The 18,733-nt window shown below is 30.3% G+C and carries 15 protein-coding genes and 2 pseudogenes; 13 read left to right on the forward strand and 4 right to left on the reverse strand.

Going from position 1 to position 18,733, the window contains the following annotated elements; all coding sequences use genetic code 11:
- Positions 1–32: 32 nt before the first annotated feature.
- From G9F72_RS27530 to G9F72_RS05230, 4 genes and pseudogenes are all read left to right on the forward strand, one after another.
- Positions 33–575, forward strand: a pseudogene (locus G9F72_RS27530) (ketopantoate reductase family protein); the annotation flags it as partial.
- Positions 571–741: pseudogene (locus G9F72_RS05220) on the forward strand (IS607 family transposase); the annotation flags it as partial. The pseudogenes G9F72_RS27530 and G9F72_RS05220, both read left to right, overlap by 5 nt.
- Positions 725–1,924, forward strand: coding sequence for an RNA-guided endonuclease InsQ/TnpB family protein (locus G9F72_RS05225; RefSeq protein WP_164959981.1), 1,200 nt, complete (start codon positions 725–727; stop codon positions 1,922–1,924). The pseudogene G9F72_RS05220 and the gene G9F72_RS05225, both read left to right, overlap by 17 nt.
- Before the next feature lie 165 nt (positions 1,925–2,089).
- Positions 2,090–2,500 (forward strand): peptide deformylase, encoded by a 411-nt coding sequence (locus G9F72_RS05230; RefSeq protein WP_164959982.1) that lies wholly within the window; start codon positions 2,090–2,092, stop codon positions 2,498–2,500.
- A 134-nt stretch (positions 2,501–2,634) separates the two neighbouring features.
- On the opposite strand, the gene fliB is transcribed toward G9F72_RS05230, so the two are convergent.
- The gene (fliB, locus tag G9F72_RS05235; protein WP_164959983.1) at positions 2,635–3,855 is read right to left on the reverse strand and encodes a flagellin lysine-N-methylase; all 1,221 of its coding nucleotides are present in this window, start codon (positions 3,853–3,855) and stop codon (positions 2,635–2,637) included.
- 598 nt (positions 3,856–4,453) lie between these two features.
- Between fliB and G9F72_RS05240 the strand changes: the two genes are divergently transcribed.
- The 5 genes from G9F72_RS05240 to G9F72_RS05260 all read left to right on the forward strand — a co-directional run bounded on the left by G9F72_RS05240 (position 4,454) and on the right by G9F72_RS05260 (position 12,516).
- The gene (locus G9F72_RS05240) at positions 4,454–5,446 is read left to right on the forward strand and encodes an RNA-guided endonuclease TnpB family protein (RefSeq protein WP_164959984.1); all 993 of its coding nucleotides are present in this window, start codon (positions 4,454–4,456) and stop codon (positions 5,444–5,446) included.
- Positions 5,447–5,769: 323 nt separating this feature from the next.
- Positions 5,770–7,320 (forward strand): transposase, encoded by a 1,551-nt coding sequence (locus G9F72_RS05245; RefSeq protein ID WP_164959985.1) that lies wholly within the window; start codon positions 5,770–5,772, stop codon positions 7,318–7,320.
- 437 nt (positions 7,321–7,757) lie between these two features.
- Positions 7,758–9,716, forward strand: coding sequence for an ATP-dependent DNA helicase (locus G9F72_RS05250; protein WP_224675975.1), 1,959 nt, complete (start codon positions 7,758–7,760; stop codon positions 9,714–9,716).
- Between the two features lie 1,447 nt (positions 9,717–11,163).
- Positions 11,164–11,325, forward strand: coding sequence for a hypothetical protein (locus G9F72_RS05255; RefSeq protein WP_164959986.1), 162 nt, complete (start codon positions 11,164–11,166; stop codon positions 11,323–11,325).
- A 309-nt stretch (positions 11,326–11,634) separates the two neighbouring features.
- Positions 11,635–12,516 carry a DUF1002 domain-containing protein gene (locus G9F72_RS05260; RefSeq protein WP_224675969.1) on the forward strand — a complete coding sequence of 294 codons (882 nt, stop codon included), beginning with the start codon at positions 11,635–11,637 and terminating at the stop codon, positions 12,514–12,516.
- 686 nt (positions 12,517–13,202) lie between these two features.
- Here the strand turns inward: G9F72_RS05260 and G9F72_RS26910 are convergent.
- Positions 13,203–13,337: a hypothetical protein gene (locus G9F72_RS26910; RefSeq protein ID WP_263486745.1), complete on the reverse strand. Its 135-nt coding sequence runs from the start codon at positions 13,335–13,337 to the stop codon at positions 13,203–13,205.
- Positions 13,338–13,399: 62 nt separating this feature from the next.
- Between G9F72_RS26910 and G9F72_RS05265 the strand changes: the two genes are divergently transcribed.
- The gene (locus tag G9F72_RS05265; RefSeq protein WP_164958769.1) at positions 13,400–13,726 is read left to right on the forward strand and encodes a uridine kinase; all 327 of its coding nucleotides are present in this window, start codon (positions 13,400–13,402) and stop codon (positions 13,724–13,726) included.
- 156 nt (positions 13,727–13,882) lie between these two features.
- Complete coding sequence (locus G9F72_RS05270; protein ID WP_164958770.1) at positions 13,883–14,365, forward strand: superoxide dismutase family protein; 483 nt, start codon at positions 13,883–13,885, stop codon at positions 14,363–14,365.
- 132 nt (positions 14,366–14,497) lie between these two features.
- On the opposite strand, the gene G9F72_RS05275 is transcribed toward G9F72_RS05270, so the two are convergent.
- Positions 14,498–14,719, reverse strand: a complete 222-nt coding sequence (locus G9F72_RS05275) for a ketopantoate reductase C-terminal domain-containing protein (protein WP_224675976.1) — start codon at positions 14,717–14,719, stop codon at positions 14,498–14,500.
- Between the two features lie 89 nt (positions 14,720–14,808).
- Between G9F72_RS05275 and G9F72_RS05280 the strand changes: the two genes are divergently transcribed.
- Both G9F72_RS05280 and G9F72_RS05285 read left to right on the forward strand, forming a co-directional pair.
- Positions 14,809–15,297: a helicase C-terminal domain-containing protein gene (locus tag G9F72_RS05280; protein ID WP_318010971.1), complete on the forward strand. Its 489-nt coding sequence runs from the start codon at positions 14,809–14,811 to the stop codon at positions 15,295–15,297.
- 705 nt (positions 15,298–16,002) lie between these two features.
- Positions 16,003–17,424, forward strand: coding sequence for a Sau3AI family type II restriction endonuclease (locus tag G9F72_RS05285; RefSeq protein WP_224675977.1), 1,422 nt, complete (start codon positions 16,003–16,005; stop codon positions 17,422–17,424).
- Positions 17,425–17,434: 10 nt separating this feature from the next.
- On the opposite strand, the gene dcm is transcribed toward G9F72_RS05285, so the two are convergent.
- On the reverse strand, positions 17,435–18,673 hold the full coding sequence (dcm, locus tag G9F72_RS05290) for a DNA (cytosine-5-)-methyltransferase (protein ID WP_187356094.1): 1,239 nt from the start codon (positions 18,671–18,673) through the stop codon (positions 17,435–17,437).
- Positions 18,674–18,733: the final 60 nt, after the last annotated feature.

An 18,733-nucleotide genomic window follows, 5' to 3' on the forward strand; every position in this document is an offset into this window, starting at 1 on the left:
GCTTCCCACTTGCTTAAACTTTTCAATTCACTTTGAGGATTATTGCTGATAAGGATAGAATAAAAAAATATGAAAATAGCCATGTGTATTGTAATGGTGAACTTTGTAAGTTCAATTATGTGACACCAGAAGAGTTATACAAACCTGTAGACTTAATTATTTTTGCTGTTAAATATAGTGCATTGAATAATGCTATAAAAGATGCATCTAATCAAATAGGAGAACACACTATTATTTTATCAGCATTAAATGGAATTTCAAGTGAAGCTATTATTTCTGAAACTTATGGAATGGATAAAATTTTATATTGCGTTGCACAAGGCAGGGATGCAGTTAAAGAAGGAAATGAATTAACATATCATAATAAGGGAATGCTCTGCTTTGGGGAACGAGAACCAGGCATTATGACAGAAAAGGTGAAGAGGGTTTCTGAGTTTTTTGAAAAGGTAGAATTTCCATATGAGGCAGTTATGGATATGAATGAGAGACAATGGGGTAAGTTTATGCTCAATGTTGGAGTGAATCAAACAGTTGCTGTATATGAAAGTAACTACGGTAAAATACAAAGAGAAGGATAATGGTGTAGAAATTATAGTTGTCAATAATGAGGCCTTATCCCCCGAAGCTGAAATGGTTCATGACTTAGTTAACATTATACATGTGTTCAGTTGCATAATTTATAGACTTAGAAAGTATAAAAAAAAGGTCAAGGAGGATAAGGAAATTGCTAAGAACATATAAAACAGAAATAAACCCAACAGGGGAACAAAGACGACAGACTCGTCAAAGCATTGGTGTTTGTAGGTATTTATACAACTTTTATTTAGCTGAAAATAAAGAATTATATAATCAATTTAAAAATGGATTAATAGATAAAAAACAAGCTTTTATGAGTGCTAATAATTTTGATATATTTATAAATCATGCAATTAAAACACAAGAAGAATTTGCATGGATTAATGAATGTGGTTCTAAAGCTAGAAAAAAGGCTATTTGTAATGCTGAAACTGCATTTAAAAGGTTTTTTAAAGGACAAAGTAAATTCCCTAACTTCAAGAAAAAGAAGAATCAAGATGTTAAAATGTATTTTCCTAAAAATAATAAAGGCGATTGGACAGTAGAAAGACACAGAATTAAAGTTCCGAGTCTTGGTTGGGTACAACTAAAAGAAAAAGGATATATTCCAATTAATTTGAAAGTGACTAGTGGGACTGTAAGCTTTAAAGCAAGTAGGTATTATGTTTCTGTTTTAATTGATGTTCAAGACACCAATGATTATTCCACTTCTGAGAATCAAGGAATAGGAATAGATTTGGGAATAAAAGACTTGGCAATAGTTAATACAATAGAGAAACCATTTAAAAATATAAATAAGACTAAAGAAGTTAAAAAATTAGAAAAAAAGTTAAAAAGAGAACAAAGAAAGCTTTCAAGGAAATATGAAAGTTTAAAAGCAAGAAATAAAAAAATAAAAAAAGAAGGAGGAAATGCTACTAGACACAATATATCCAAGAAAATAGCCATTGTACAAAAACTTCATCAAAAACTTTCTAATATTAGAACCAATTATGTTAATCAAGTAATTAATGAGATAGTAAAAACCAAACCGTCTTATATAACAATTGAAGATTTAAACGTAAGAGGAATGATGAAAAATAAGCATTTAGCAAAGGCAGTAGCACAACAAAATTTTTACGACTTTAGAGTTAAACTTGCTTTCAAATGTAAGCTTAATAATATAGAACTAAGAATTGTTGATAGATGGTATCCATCAAGTAAAACGTGTTCTAATTGTGAAAGCATTAATAAAGATTTAAAACTTTCAGATAGAATGTATGTATGTCCAGTATGTGGACTTATAATTGATAGGGATAAAAATGCTAGTGTAAACCTTGCAAATGCTAAAATATACAAAGTGGCATAATCAAGCTATTGTATATGTGTACCGATGGCTAATCGGGAATTTAAGCCTTTGGAGTGTTATATCAAATGTTAGTAGTATCAGTAATGATATGAGGACAGACACAATGAAAAAGGAATTTTCTTGGTATGGATATGTTTGTCCATATTTTAAGTAGCAGTATAACATATGGTTAGAACAATTATGAAAGACATATTTTTTCTTAATCAAAAATCAGAACTTGCTACAAAAGCAGATGCTCAGGTGATACAGGATTTGCTTGATACACTTAAAGCAAATGAAGAAGGCTGTGTAGGAATGGCAGCTAATATGATTGGTGTCAAAAAAAGAATTATTGTGATCAGTATGGGCGATATGAACGTTCCGATGATTAATCCTATGATAGTGAATAAATCGGGTCAATATGAAACAGAAGAAGGATGTCTTTCACTTATAGGTGTTAGAAAAACTAATAGATTTCAAGAGATAGAAGTAGAGTATTTTGATTCGGGATTTAAGAAGCGAAGGGGAAAATACTCAGGATGGATTGCTCAAATTATTCAACATGAAGTAGACCATTGTGATGGGATAGTCATATAGAAAAAAGGTAGATAGCTGTTTATAATGGTACCTATAGACTAAACATTTTTAAAAAAGTGTTTAGCCTATAGGTATTTTTTTGTATAATAGAATTAACATCAGGAGGTATAGGGGTAGCTGTTCACTAGTCTTTTTTATAGAAGTTTTTTAGCAAATTCCATATTATCCAATTTGTTTTCTTTTATATAATTTAGTGAATCAACTAAATATGTTCTATGATGTTCTATGGTCTTTGAGAAAGATTGGATAAATTCAACTATATCTTCTTTGTTATCTTGCTTAGTACATAGATATTTCCCGACTAAATAAAATCTAATAAATGAATATCTTACTAAAAGCAAAATATATTCATCAAATATTGATTCCGATTCAGTAAATGGGAACATATAGTTATACATAAAATTTACTAAATAATTTTCGAAAATATAGCTATTATTATTTATAAAATTTTCAGTATAATATTCAAATGCTTTTATATACAATTCAGAGTATTTGCTAATGTCTTCTCCTTCATCAAACTTGAATCCACTTATAATTTGCTTGGTACATTCCTTAAAAGAAGGACTTTCAACTTCTTTAGATACATTTAAGAAACCCATCATCTTTTTGAAAAAATCCATCTGCATAATATAACTTGATTGATTTTTTTCATAAGAATCATTAACTGAATTCATATTATATTGTTTAATAAATGTAGGTACATCATTATACTTATGTTTAAGTTCTTTTTCTACTGTATTTATAAAATCACCTAATATGTACAGTCTTTCACTTAAATTAAATTCTCTGTTTTGTATTATTTTAATACTCAAATCTCTAATTTCTTTAAAATATTTAACGGGTGAGTTATTATATTCTGTAGATGTAGTTTCAATATCACTTGATAATATATGTTTTTCTAAAGGCTCGTAACTTTCCGTAAATTCAATTCCTTCTTCTTTTAATAAAAGAATTCTTGCAGCTTCGGGACATGCTACATCAAGGGATATTTCATAATACCTATCTACTTTATTTGTTATTCTAGGAAAAGATGTGCAAACATTTGAAAGATATTTCTCTCCAATTTTAGAATGAATTATACAGTAATTTTCTTCATCTAAAAAGGCACACCGTTTCCCACTTTTTAATTTTATTTTTCCATAATCTATATCAGGGCTTAGGTAATAATCATTAATATGTACATTTTTCTGTAACATGAGCTTAATTTCTTTGTCTTGAACTTTATAATACTGCCTGAAGGTGACCTCATCAATATCTATATCCCATCCAATACAACAGCTATCTGTGCATTTCCCACCTATACATTTAAATTCTTTAAGATATCTTGGATATCGCATTTTTATATTTTCTCTCATTGTATACTTCCTTTGCATATAAATTATTTCAATTTAAGTTTCATATTTATTTTACTATAGTAGTTCAAGTTTGTCAGATGTCTCTTCATTTTCAGGTGCAACAAATCATACTCTGGAATAATATTGCCATTGGGTAGTTAATAAGATTTTAGATATATTGTGATTTGCTTTTGCAATCTATTTAATAATGCTAGTATGAATTTTAAGTCTACATCACTTTTATATATAATGCTAGTTGATTTTCCGGCAAGGTATTCACCTGCATCATAATATCAAACAATAACTTCTAGTTATTGTAACGTCACCCGAGGTCGTAGTAAAAACTTGAAGTTTTTACTTTCTAATATTGCAACCTGTTAATATTGAAAGGTCTCGACGCACTCTCGTGGCTTCAGCCATGAGTTAGGTCGACTTGCATATGTTAATTTATATTTAGAGGTGAAAGTAATGGCTCAAGTATATTATGGACGTGGCTATGTTTATTTAATAGAATAGCATATTGTTTGGTGTGTTAAATATAGATATAAAGTTATAACTTCTAGTATAGAAATTATATTAATAGCAAAAAATAAAAGTAGAAAGGCAGGTGAATTTATCTATGGTAAAAGGATTTAAATATCGTATTTATCCAACAGTGGAACAAGAAACACAATTAGCTAAGACATTTGGTTGCGTAAGGTTTATTTATAATAAAATGTTAGCTAAAAAAATAAAATTATATGAAACTGTTAAAAAGAGTTTATCAAAAACTGACTGTAACAATTACTGCAATAGAGAATTAAAAAAAGAATACCTTTGGCTTAAAGATGTAGATAAATTTGCTTTAACTAATTCTATTTATAATTTAGATAATGCTTATCAAAAATTTTTTATAGAACATAGTGGTTTTCCTAAATTGAAATCAAAACATGATCATAATTATTCTTACACTACTAACTTTACAAATAACAATATCAAGGTTTTATTTCATAACAATTTAGTTCAATTACCTAAACTAGGTAAAGTAAAAGCTAAATTACACAGAGAATTTAAAGGGAAAATACTATTTGCTACTGTTAGTAAAGTGCCAAGCGGTAAGTATTTTGTTAGTTTTAATGTAGAAACTGAAAATTTCAAGTTGTCCATAAATAATAATATGATAGGATTTGACTTAGGTCTCAAAGAATTTCTTATAGATACAAACAATAACCATATAGAAAGACCAAATATTAGAAATGATTTTTCAAATAAGTTGTCATCGCAAATTATTAACGATAACCAAGTAATAATTTCAGAAGACTTACAAGTTTCTAATATGATAAAAAATCATAATTTGGCAAAAAGTATTCAAGATGTATCATGGTCAGAGTTTACAAGACAACTAGAATATAAAGTAAATTGGTATGGGAGAACATATCATAAAATAAGTCCATGGTTCGCTAGTTCTCAGATTTGCTCTGATTGTGGAGCAGTAAATAAGAAGGTTAAGCTGCTATCAATAAGAGAGTGGACTTGTGAAGAATGCAAAAACATTAATGATAGGGATGAAAACACATCAAAAAACATTCTAAAACAAGGAATAAAAGAATTAGGTTTCGAAGTAGCTATATAATAGATTATAAAAATTTATATAGAGGAAATGTAGGGTAGGAACTTATCCGAAGTATAACGCCCATGAAGCTCATAGGTTACGAGGACAATGATGTGGTAAACTTTATTAGTAATGATAGAAGCCCGTCACTTCAGTGATGGGAGGTTCACAACTGAACCACGCACACTTGGGACTTCAGTCGTGAGTTAGTGGTTCTTTTACGATAGTAAGAGCATCTTTATAACTTATAAATAGAATGTAAGTTCGCATGAATTTTGTTATAATAAATGTATGTATAGGAAATAATAATAGTATAGTAAAAGTAGAAATGGAGGTGAATATTCATGCCAAGAAAAACAACTCCTACTTATGTTTTAACTCTTAAATTAGATACTAATAATAGAGATGAATCAACATTAAATAAAAGATTTGAAATATGTAGAAAACTTTACAATGCAATTTTAGGAACAGGGTTAAAGAAATTTAATGCTTTAATCGAATTAAAGGTTTACAAAAAACTAAGAAAAGAATTAGCAGAAATCAATAAATTATACTTTAAAGATGAAGAGAGTAAAAAATCTAAAATAAATGATGAACTAAGGAAAGAAAAATATAAAGAGTTAACTGATTTATTAGGAGAATACGGCATTAATGAGTATTCACTTATAAATAAAATGACACCAATGTATAAACCATTTAATAAAAATATAGATAATAAAACTGCTCAAGTATTAGCAAGTAGGGCGTGGAAAGCTTTAGAAAAATTAATATTTAAGGAAGCGCAAAAGGTTAATTTTATTAGATATGATGAATTAAAAAGTGTTGAAGGTAAATGGAATAAAAGTGGTATAACTTATAGAGACGGGATTATTAAATGGAACGGATTAAAGATTCCAGTAATTATAAAATCTAATGATTTTTATGCTCAAATAGCTATTCAAGATAAAATTAAATATTGTAGAATAGTAAGAAAATTTATTCGTGGTAAATATAAGTACTATGTGCAATTCATAATGGAGGGTATACCGCCAGTAAAATATAATAAAGAAAATGGTAATATAAAAAGAAGTATGGGGATAGGTAATGTTGGAATAGATATAGGAACTCAAACAATTGCAATATCGAGTAAGTATGATGTTAAATTATTAGAGTTATGTCCTGAAATTAATAACATTCAGGATATAAAAACTAAATTGTCAAGAAAATTAGATAGACAAAGACGTGCAAATAATCCAAATAACTATAATAGTGATGGAACTATAAAATTTGGTATTATAAGTAATGGAAAGAAAGAGAAATTAATATGGGTTAAGTCTAATAAATATATTAAAACTCAAATGGAATTAAGGGATGTTCAAAGGAAACAAACTGATGTTAGAAAACAATCCCACGAGAAGTTGGCAAATTATATAATTTCATTAGGTGATAGAATATTAGTTGAAAACATGAATTTTAAGGGACTACAAAAAAGAAGCAAGAAAACCACCATTAATGCGAGTACTGGTAAATTTAATAAGAAGAAAAGATTTGGTAAATCCTTAGCGAGTAGAGCACCTTCTAAATTAATAGAGATAATTAATAGAAAACTTAAATATAAGGAACTGGAAATCTTAAAAATAAATACACATAAAGTTAAGGCTAGTATGTACAATCATTTTACGGATAAATACACTAAAAAAGAATTAAAAGATAGATGGGATGTGTCTACTGGAATTCAAAGGGACTGTTATTCTGCATTTTTAATAATGAATGTTAGTAATGATTTAGAAAAAATTAATAGAGAATTATGTTTTGAAACCTATGATAATTTCAAGCAATTATATGATGATGAAATTAATAGACTTAAATCCTTAAAAGAAAATGGTATTAAACTGATATCTAGTATGGGGATATAAATATAAAAAAATATGGTTTTGAACCGAGCCATTATACTATCGCGAATAGGCTAATTGTAGTCTTTGGTAGTAAAAGTCTTATTATAATTAAATGAGTCATTATATGTTGTAAGATATAGGTGAAATATTATCCCTATAAATGAGAGTATTATGGAAGTTTAAGAAGATAAGAACCACGTGACTTCAGTCATGTGAGATTCAGGGTGAGCATATGTCCATAGAATATATTTACTGTTTTTACCAAGTCACAGTTACCTTATTAAAAGATGTAATTTTTTTCTCCATTGTTAATGTTATAATACTTATTGAAAAGTTTAGAGTGTAAGGGTGTTTATGCTTAGTATATAAAGAAAAACTATGTGCATGTACATAACTGACAGTAACTTTTCGAATAATATTTTCTATGGTATTCCATAGGTTAACAGGAGGATAAAATTTTGTATAAGAAAATAGGGGTCCCTTTTGATTATAAAACAAAAAAAGAGTTTCCAAGTAAGTTGATGGATTGGATTGGCGATGTTTTTTACGATATTCTTCCGAAACACGGATATGAGATACGTGATGAGCAAATATATACTGCTTTTCAGCTTGCTGATGCAGTTTGTAATAAAAAAGTTCATCTGGCTGAGGCTGAGGTAGGTACCGGAAAGACCTTCGCCTACTTACTCACTGCAATTGCCTACGCTGGTTTTAGCGGAAAACCTGTAGTAATTGCATGTGCCTCAACAGCACTTCAGGAACAGCTGGCAGGGCCAAAGGGAGATATTCAAACACTTTCCCGAATACTGGGATTAGAAATAGATGCGCCAATGGCAAAGGATCCTCGTCAGTATGTTTGTGATGAGAGAGTTAGTGGAATAGGGGGAGTGTTTGGCGATGCGACAGCCTCTGATGAGATTAATCAATGGTTAGCCAGGACTACAAAAGGTGAACGCTCAGAAATGCCGCATATATCCGATAGTGTATGGAGACAGATTGGATGGGATGAGACTATGCCCTGTGGTGCCTGTCCCAGAAGAGGCTTTTGTAAGCTTGTTAAGGTAAGGGAACATTACAGATCTTCCAAGGATTTAATTATCGCAGATCATAGTATCTTTTTTCAGGACCTGTGGACAAGGGATGAAAGAATTGCAGACGGTAAAATGCCTATGATTCCAGATTACTCGCTGGTGATTTTTGATGAAGGGCATAAAGTCATACTGCCGGCAGCCATGGGTGCTGGAAGACAAATTCATAAAGAGGATATTGATAATATTATCCTTTCCATAGAGGAAATCCAGGGAGCAAGAACTTCACTGGTTGTAATTGCAAATGCCTTGGACCAGGCCACTTCTAACTTTTTCGAAAAACTTAATCAAAACGTAATAGATGATGAGCAATCAGAGCGTCTGGCGGTTCGCACCGATGATATACTTCTGAAAGCAGCTGATACTTTTCATAAGGCACTAGATCGGTTGCTCTTAGAGATACAAATTGAGGAAGAGCTATACATAGACGCGCTACCGGAAAGCACGTTACATACCTTTGAAATTCAAATAGAACTATCAATTACAGCCTTAGCTAGGTTTGGTAGGAATAAAGGTAGAGAGGTTATTACTTGGGTAGATAGGGCAGACGGCAGCTTTTGGGTAGTTCCTAGGAATTTGAGCAATATGCTAGATAAACATTTATTTTTGAAAAAATTGCCTGTGGTGTTTACTTCAGGAACTTTAAGTGATGAGGGGGATTTTGGTTATCTTATGAGGACTCTTGGTTTAAAAGATCCAGCAATATCAACGGTTGGAAGTCCCTTTGATATTGAGGAACAGGTGGTGGTTTATTTACAACAGCCATCCTTTGAGGACACTGACAGTGCCAAGTTTTCACGCAAAATTAAACAATTACTATGGTTGCTGAAAGAAAATGGAGGAAGAGCGCTGATACTTGTTAACTCTTTGAAGGAAGTCAGGAAAATAAGAAAAGAAATTAGTGGCTATGAGCTACCTTTTGAAGTTTTATGGGAGGATAAAGGTGAGCGAGGATACCTTGTCCAAAAGTTTCTTACGGAAGTTACATCTGTATTAGTAGGTTCTACCTTTTGGGAGGGAATTGATGTGCCCGGGGAGTCTTTATCTCTCGTTGTAGTTTGGCAGCTTCCCTTTCCGTCCCTAGACCCTTTGATTGAAATGAGGCGCAAAGAAGCAGAAGAAGAGGGGATGAACCCACTTATAACAGTTGATTACCCTGAAATGGGATTGAAGTTAAAACAAGGTTGTGGCAGATTAATTAGAACAAAGGATGACCGTGGAGCAATAGCTGTCATGGACCAAGTAATAGGAACCCCATGGGAAAAGGTGGTTATGAGGGCTCTACCTAGAGGAGTGAAAATCGAAACTTTGGAACATAGGGAGATTTAAAATACCACACTTAAAGAAACTTTTTAATATATAAGGCTTCAAGAATTTTTTCAGGAGGAGGTCCTGGATGTGGAAACGGTCAAGGTATAGTTACTTTAGCAAATACCTCCGAGAACCTTACCTCAAATACTGACTTGTACGTTGGATACTTAGGTGGATTTGCGGGAAATGAAAAACTTGTTTCCTATTCTTCAACAGAAGGATCTAACCAGAATTGCGCTGAACAACTATACGATTTGTCGGGTACAGAGTAGAAGATAGTAAGGTATATCTCTAAGATTGGCTCTATTACTATTCGTGCTTATATTCTTAAGAAATAAGCCAATGATATAATCTTATAGAGCTGTATATAACCTCTTGGGCTATTGAACTGTATAGCCTTAGGTGGTTTTTAAATTTCAAGGGGATTATTCTCCAAGGTTAGAGTAAAAAAGAATTGTTGTATATAATTTTAATATGGTACTAAATCAAGTAATATGAATACCTTGTATAGTTTTTTATGACATTGTAAGACATCGCAATTTATGCTGTATTATACCTCTTGGGAGTACTAGAGCAAAGTTATTTGTAGGTAATTTGTAAAAGATGGTAACATCAATAAAATAGAATCAGCTATTGAAAGGTAAGCAGATTATATTAATTCTTGTTTTCAGATTTGTTGGCAAAATTATAAGAATTAAATTATTTTTAGAAAATTTATAAAAGCTATAAATATTTTAATAGCAAGCCTTTATGGGCTTATACGATTTTAGTAAATCTTTTGAAATTCTTAAGGGAAATAACTACGAATCAGTTAGTCGAAAGCTTGATTTTTTTCTAATGCACGATTAAAAATAACTTAACCCCTAAAGCTATTGAGATACATAGCTTTAATAGGTTTTTCTATATAAATAGAAAAATATATATTACTCAGAACCCATTGAGTACTATATGGGTTCTAACAATAATAAACAGTGCCCAAAATTAATGAAAAATAATAGAAGATAAAGGTATATTAACACCTAATATAAATTGCCTAAATATAAAAAAGGATAATCTTTACATTCGTAATCAGTAGGTCTTGTTGGCAAAATTATAAGCCTTGTACGATTTTCAAAAAACTTATAAAACCTATAAATGATTTAACGCCGACCTATAGGAGCTTGTACAATCCTAGTAGCAAACAATAACTTCCAGTTATTGTAACGTCCCCCGAGGTCGTAGTAAAAACTGGAAGTTTTTACTTTGCAAAAGTGATATGAATGAAAATATAATCATGAGTGTTAGAGTGGTGGAAAGAGATTCGGTAGGTTTTAAAAAGTAAAAGATATATTATATATAAAATATGAGTAGTTCACTTTAATTATTTACTTATTATATTTATTTAATAAAAAATGACTATTTACAAGGAAATAACTTTCAAATGCAGAATAGATATATATAAGATTATTTAGAGGAGGTCAAATATATGTCAAAATTAGAAATTTCAAAAGATAAAGACGAAATAAAACGACAAATTAAAACCTTGCAGGCCCAATTAGTTATAGATGATAAGAAAAGAGATAGCAAAAGTAAGCAAATACACCAAGATGAAATTAAAGCCCTTAAAAAAGCTTTAAGCGATAAATAAGAGATATTAATTATTAATATAGGTCACACAGAAACCCGTAAATGAAAAGAAAAGGATTAAGGCATTAATGTTTTAATCTTTTTGCTTTTATTACTCAATACCATCCTTAAAAGATTTTAACAGAATGAAGAAATTCAGTGGATATCAAATACTCGACTTTCTTCGGGTTGCCACCGTGGTCTTTGTAAAATACCAGTTTTTACTAAGAACTCGGAGGTCCTAACATAATTTTTGTGCTATAATGTAGAATAAATAATAAAATCAAATTTTTTACAATCAGTTTAAGTATGATAAAGGAGAATGAAAATTATGAAAATTAAATCATTTATATCAAAAGTACTCATTGCATCATTAGCATTAGGTGTTATTTTTACATCATATCCTGGTGTTTCAGTATTTGCAGATTCATTTAAGTCTGTTACTCTAGGTGTTGATTTAAGCGATACTCAAAAAAATGAAATGTTAAAATACTTTGAAGTAACTAAAAATGATGCCAATATATTAGAAATTACTTCAAAAGAAGAGCATACATACTTAGGAAAAATTGCATCAGAAGCTCAACTTGGTAATAAATCAATATCATGTTCTTATATTGAGCCAACAGAAAAAGGTGGATTAAAGGTAGTTACTAATAATCTTACTTGGGTTAATGATGGAATGATAAAAAATGCATTAATTACAGCTGGTATTGAAAATGCTAATGTTAAAGCATCTGCACCATTTGAAGTGTCAGGAACTGCTGCTCTTGCTGGAATATTAAAAGGCTTTGAAAGCAGTAGCGCAGGAAAAAAGATTGATGAAAATAAAAAAGAAGCTGCCAATAAAGAATTAGTTACTACTGGAGATATTGCTGAAAAAATAGGACAAAATGATGCTTCTAACTTAATGAATGATATAAAAAAAGATGTAATAAAAGAAAAACCTAAAACAGACCAAGAAATAAATAAAATAGTAGATACGGCTATTAAAGAATATAAAGGTAAATTATCAGATCAAGATGTAACTAACATAAAAGATGTAATGAGCAAAATAAATTCATTAGACCTTAACTACAATAACTTAAAAGACCAATTAAATGATGTAACTAATCAATTAAAAGATAAATTAAGTAGTACTGAAGCTAAAGGTTTCTTTGCTAAATTATCAAGAATGTTTTCTAATTTATTGGATTCAATAAAAAGTGTGTTCTGAAAATAGCAAAAAATAAGTTGTACAATTATCATCCTATTAATTTAGGGTGATTTTTTTATAAATTTAATAATTATAGAGATTTCGGCTTTTAGTATTTTTTTTTATACTTTTATATTTTATGGTATACTTTTATACGTATTATATTTAATTGTACAAGCCTTAAAAATATATATTAAAAAAAATAAATTAAAAAAAATATATAAAAAGATTTGATAAAGGGGTAATAATGCATTAAAGTAGTGCATTAGTTAACCATACAAGTTATATTATAAGTAATGCTAATGGTATTAGCAGGAAGGCAACTTCCAGTCACCTCCTAAAAGTTTGAGGGAGCTGACAGAAGATGGGGATGAAATGGACAACTTCTGTTTTCTACTTGAAAGCACTTGCGATAGGTATAATATAAATCCAAAGAAAAGGAATGTGTACAATCAATTTTGCTAAACAGTCTTAAAAACATACATATTGATTATAGTGTATAGCAAGCATAAAACAAATTTATTGCAATTTGTTCATGTCCCCCGGGGGTTTATGAGCGGGGCCAATTTTCTACTTGCTAATGAACGGAGTGAGTTTTCCAGTATTTAGAGAAATAATTTTGTTTTATAGTCCCATCATTGTTAAACTCCACACCATTTTACCATCTTCGAAATATTTTATTCCTTGACCATAGGGTATTAATTCATTTATTTTGAATCTATTTTAGTAAATCCTTCGTATTTAAGTGGTCCCGATGGATAGTATATTTCTTGCCACTTTATTTTTATTTCTCTAATCATTAGCAAACAATAACTTCCAGACGTCCCCTGAGGTCGTGACATAGCAAACAATAACTTCCAGTTATTGTTACGTCCCCCGAGGTCGTTACATAAACTGGAAGTTTATGTTTGCTATTAGTGGAAAGGAAGCAGAATATCAAAGGTATGATTGGATATTAGATGATTTATCAGAATGGCATACTGTTCAGCCTAAAGGGTTAATTATATTTGAAGGGGTCTACTCTATAAGTGATGAGTTATATAGTAAATACGACATTAAGATATTTGTAGAATGCGATAGAAAACTTCGTTTAAAGAGAGGATTAGAGAGAGATGGAGAAAGCGCTTTAGGCTTTTGGGGACAGTGGATGAGTGGAGAGGATAAATATCTTCACGAACAAAAACCTCAGGATAGGGCTGATTTTATAATTTTAGGAGAAGAAAAATATTAATATAGCTTAAACTTAAAGTAATTACTAGGTTTGAGAAGCAGTATAAATAATAAAAAGGATATGTTTTACATGGTAACAAGAGAGGAATGGAAATAAGGTAACATATACTTTACTCTCGCATATTATAATACCAAATCTATTTTGTGGAGGTATAAAATGTATGCTATGGCACATATAAAAGGAAGTTCTTTAGCACCAAACCTTACTGGTATGGTTTATTTTATGGATGTTCCAGGCGGTGTAGATATTTATGTGGAAGTGAAAGGGTTACCATTATATAAACCAGGAACAGATAAAGTTCCACCCGTTGGTCCTCATGGATTTCATATACATGAAACTGGAAATTGTGAGATGGGCGACCCAACTAATCCATTTGCGAGTGCAAAGGGTCATTGGAATCCTACAAATCAGCCACATGGAAACCATTCGGGAGATTTTCCAGTGTTATTTTCTAACAACGGCTATGCTAGAACCATATTTTTCACTAATAAATTTAAAGTTATAGGTATAATTGACAAAGCTGTGGTTATTCATGAAAACCCAGACGACTATCGTACCCAGCCATCTGGTGCCTCTGGTAAACGAATAGGCTGTGGTGTAATTAAACATAGTAGTTACCCTCTTTATCCATATATTTAATGACATTAGTATTTATAGATGACATATCCGGTGTGGTATAGTACCCCAAGCGCTTGACGAAAACCATAGATGAGAACTGCTGAAATATATTTGGTGGTTCTTTTTATCGTTAATTAATGTTGAGTAAGCAAGCTATTTAGTAACTTTCTTTAATTTGTCATAAAAAAATTCAGTCATAGGAATTTTCAAGCCACAGCTTGATGCTGATTTAAGTAATTGTCCAGAGAAGGTTTCCAGCTCATTTTGTCTTCCGAAAGCAATGTCTCTATTTAATGAACTTGTGGCTGAATCAGTTTGTTTTTGTAGTATATGATTGAGGTGTACTTCTTCAAGGTCAAAGGGAATATTGGGCAAACAATAACTTCCAGTTATTGTTACGTCCCCCGAGAATGAGTGCATGTATTAAACAGATTCAGAAACTTGTTGAGCAGGGTTAAAAAGTAATTACATGGTGTGTATTTAAGGACTCAATAAGAAGTATGCAATCGCTTTTGGATAATTGTGGTATTAAAACACGTTGCATATATGGTGAGGTAGAATTAAATGATAGAATTACTATTATTAATGAATTTAAAAATGGAAGGTTTGAAGTTTTAATTACAAATCCACACACACTTGCAGAATCAGTATCGCTACATTCTGCTTGCCATGATGCGGTATACTTTGAGTATAGTTATAATTTAGTGCATTTACTTCAATCTAAAGATCGTATTCATAGATTAGGGTTGCCAGAAAATCAGTATACGCAATACTTCTTTATGCAAGATTTATTTGAATATGATGGAAAAGAATTTTCAATAGATGAAAAAGTATATAATCGGTTGATGGAAAAAGAAAAAATAATGTTGGATGCAATTGATAATAACGAGTTGGGGGAAGTTACTACATCAGAAGAGGATTTGGACTTGATATTTGGAAAGCTGTTTCACTAAGAGGATAGCAAATTCACTTCGCTCATTAAACGAAAAATGTAATACAAGTTAGATAGGAAGAAATTATTGCCTTTTATTAATTTATTAAAGGAACGCTAATTTATTTATAGGATTTTACTGGAAAAATGATATTCTACAATAAAAGCTTATTTTATAGAGGAATCTATGTAATAAGCTTTTACTAATTGTTTTAAACAATTACATGAAAATATTACATTAATGTTGGTTAATTGAAAAAATTAGAAATCTTTGTTTCTTATACTATTTATATCTCCAATAAGTTACTAAAATTAATTATATTATTTCTATAAGATGGTTATAAATTTAAAAAACATGGATGGAACTATAAACTCAGAGAACTATGGGGCATCAAGGTTTAAGGCAGCTAAAGATTTATACTTAGAATTCAAGAAAAACATGAGTTATTAATCCTTGTGCTATTATAGTTTGTATTAATTAATACTAACTACCTAGATATTTACTATACAACAAAACATAAGTATAGAATAATATAATAAAAAGCATTCGAATTTTGGAATATAATGTTATAATTAAATAGACATAATAGGATTAATTAGTAATTTGTTAGTATTAAATTATAGAATTTGTTTACAGTAAGGTAATATTAAAGTAGCAGGTGATATTAAGTTGCTTTTAAAAGATATGCATTTATATAATAGAAAAAGATAAATTAGAGGTGTGATAATGGATTATAATGCAAGTAATAAAGAATCAATTGAGGAGTATGCAAGACTATTATTAGATAAAAATCTATCTAATGTTTTAGAGCCTAAGCTTATTCATAGATTCAATAATAAAGCATCGAAGGGTAGATTAGGACAAGTTGTAGAAGAAGAGTATTTTGGATATAAAGTTAATTCTAGAAAGGAAGCTGATTTTAAAGAAGCTGGAATAGAACTTAAAGTTGCACCATTAAAAGAGATAAAACCTAAAGAAAGTTCTGATTCTTTAAGAGAAAAACAAGGCATTTCAGCTAAGGAAAGAATTGTTTTATCAATTATAAATTTTATGGAAATTCATAAAGAACAATGGACTCTTAATTCATTATTTGATAAATGTGGACAACTATTACTGATGTTTTACCTTAATGAAAAAGATAAACCCATTGAAGAATTAATATTTAAGATAATTAATGTTTGGAGTCCTTCAGAAGAAGATTTTATAGTAATTAAAAAAGATTGGGAAACAATTATTAATAAAATTAATGCTGGAAAGGCTCATGAAATTTCAGAAGGGGATACAATGTACTTAGGCGCATGTACTAAGGGAAGTACAGCAGCAAAAAGTAAAAGATCACAGCCATATTCAGAAATATTAGCACCACAAAGAGCATTTTCATTAAAAAGATCATATGTTGATTCTATAATAGAAGAGCTTTTGCAAAGGGAAGTATATTTTACAAATCAAAAGGCAAAAGCAATAAGTGCTATAGTTAAAGGTGTATCTTTTGATGAAGTTATACTTGATTTATTTAAAGAGTTAAAAGGATGTTCACTAGCAAAAATTATTACTAAATATGATATTATAAGAGCGAGAAAAGCTAAAAATTTTAATAGGCTAATTGTAGATGACATTTGTAAAAAAACTTTTGGCGATAAATTAGATAACTTAGAAGAATTAAAAAAGGCTAATATTGAGGTTAAAACAATACTTCTTAAACCTAGTGGAATGCCTAAGGAATCTATGTCATTTGAACAGATAGATTACTGTGGTATTAATAGTGAATCATGGGAAGAATCATCTATTAGAGATAAATTCGAGAATAAAAAGCATCTATGGATTATATTTAAAGCTACAAGAAACTTTGAGAAACAATCAGAGTTAAGTTTAGATGAAATAGTAGTAGATAATGTTATGTTTTGGAATATGCCAATTACAGATTTAGAAGGTAGTATGTACTATGTATGGGAAAATACTGTAGATAAAATATCAGCAGGCGAGTATAACAGTTTTATTAAAATAAGTGACAAGCAAATTGCACACATAAGACCTAAAGGAAAAGATAGTAATGATGTTATGTTAACTCCTCAAGGTACATATGAAAGAAAAAAATGTTTTTGGTTAAATGCAAGTTATATAAAACGACAAATAGAAAAAGAAGGCTAGAAAATAAAATCTAGTCTTCTTTTTCTATAATATTATCTAGAGTTTTAGCCAGTAATGTAACTATATCGACAACTAAAGCATTACCCATACAGAAATATCTAAATGAATGAGTCATGCCTGTATTGGTCCAATCAGCAGGGAACCCATTAATTTTTTCGCATTCAATAGGCGTTAACAGACGTAATTTTTTAGTAGTTAAATCTGCTACAACATGGGTACTACGATTTTTGCTTGCTTCGCTAGTAAGCATGGTTCTTGCAGGCTTATTAATAGAATCAGGGAATGATAAAGCACCCTCTCTAAAAGTATATTTATGCCCTGTTTTAGAGGTTCTTTCTATCGCTTTTGCACCTTTCATGAAGTTCCATTTTTCAAAATCTTCTTCTGAAAGGTAGTATTTTTCATCAACTGATTTTTCAAGCAAATTAAATAATGTTAGAGGTGGATCTTTTATTAATTTATTTGGTGTAGTTTGAGCTGTAAATATTTTACCATCAAAGCAAACACCAGAGTTTCTAAACTCAAAATTAAAATTATTAGATATATCTAAAATATCTAATATATCTGAAGGATATAAACAATTCATCTCTTTATGAGAAATTTCTCCTTCAGTAAAATTACTAACATTAAATGTCGAGCTAAAGAAGCCCTCAGATTGCAATATAGACTTAACATCTTTTTTTCTTGTAAGATAATATTTAGTGTTTTTACGCGCTGCAAATATAAATGTTCGTCTTCTACGCTGTTGAAATCCGTATTCAGCAGCATTTATCACTCTCCACTCAACATAATATCCTAAATTATTCAAACAAGCGAGTATTATACCAAAATCACGACCACGTTGAGCGGTTGGTGATTTTAAAAGTCTATCAACATTTTCAAGTAAAACAAATGGAGGTGTTTTTTCTTTTAGTATTCTTTCAATTTCCCACCATAGAACACCTTTTTTACCATGAATACCTAAGGCACCAGTAGAAGCGACAGAGTAATCTTGACAGGGAAATCCGCCCACCAGAACAGAATGTTCTGGTATCATTTCAGCTGGAACCTCGGAAATATTAGTGTTACTATATTCGTTAATTCCACCGTGCTTTTCAAAGTGAGATTTATAACATTCAAATGCATGCTGAATTTTTTTGCCTGGTTCCCATTGATTTGCCCAAACAGTAGTCCAGTCTTTAGAAGCATTTTCAAAGCCAACTCTAAAGCCTCCCACACCGGCAAATAATTCACATAAAGTTTTATTCACAATATAACCCTCCTTTGTTCAACCTATAAATTATACTACATTTATAACCTTATGTGAAGA

The sequence above is a fragment of the Clostridium estertheticum genome (assembly GCF_011065935.2).
In the GTDB taxonomy this organism is placed as follows: domain Bacteria; phylum Bacillota; class Clostridia; order Clostridiales; family Clostridiaceae; genus Clostridium_AD; species Clostridium_AD estertheticum_A.

What these genes read in the sequence shown, in the direction of transcription:
- G9F72_RS05230 (WP_164959982.1), top strand. Translation starts at nt 2,090, where the DNA reads ATGGTTAGAACAATTATGAAAGACATATTTTTTCTTAATCAAAAATCA.
- fliB (WP_164959983.1), bottom strand. Translation starts at nt 3,855, where the DNA reads ATGAGAGAAAATATAAAAATGCGATATCCAAGATATCTTAAAGAATTT.
- G9F72_RS05240 (WP_164959984.1), top strand. Translation starts at nt 4,454, where the DNA reads ATGGTAAAAGGATTTAAATATCGTATTTATCCAACAGTGGAACAAGAA.
- G9F72_RS05245 (WP_164959985.1), top strand. Translation starts at nt 5,770, where the DNA reads ATGCCAAGAAAAACAACTCCTACTTATGTTTTAACTCTTAAATTAGAT.
- G9F72_RS05255 (WP_164959986.1), top strand. Translation starts at nt 11,164, where the DNA reads ATGTCAAAATTAGAAATTTCAAAAGATAAAGACGAAATAAAACGACAA.
- G9F72_RS05260 (WP_224675969.1), top strand. Translation starts at nt 11,635, where the DNA reads ATGAAAATTAAATCATTTATATCAAAAGTACTCATTGCATCATTAGCA.
- G9F72_RS26910 (WP_263486745.1), bottom strand. Translation starts at nt 13,337, where the DNA reads ATGTCACGACCTCAGGGGACGTCTGGAAGTTATTGTTTGCTAATGATT.
- G9F72_RS05265 (WP_164958769.1), top strand. Translation starts at nt 13,400, where the DNA reads ATGTTTGCTATTAGTGGAAAGGAAGCAGAATATCAAAGGTATGATTGG.
- G9F72_RS05270 (WP_164958770.1), top strand. Translation starts at nt 13,883, where the DNA reads ATGTATGCTATGGCACATATAAAAGGAAGTTCTTTAGCACCAAACCTT.
- G9F72_RS05285 (WP_224675977.1), top strand. Translation starts at nt 16,003, where the DNA reads ATGGATTATAATGCAAGTAATAAAGAATCAATTGAGGAGTATGCAAGA.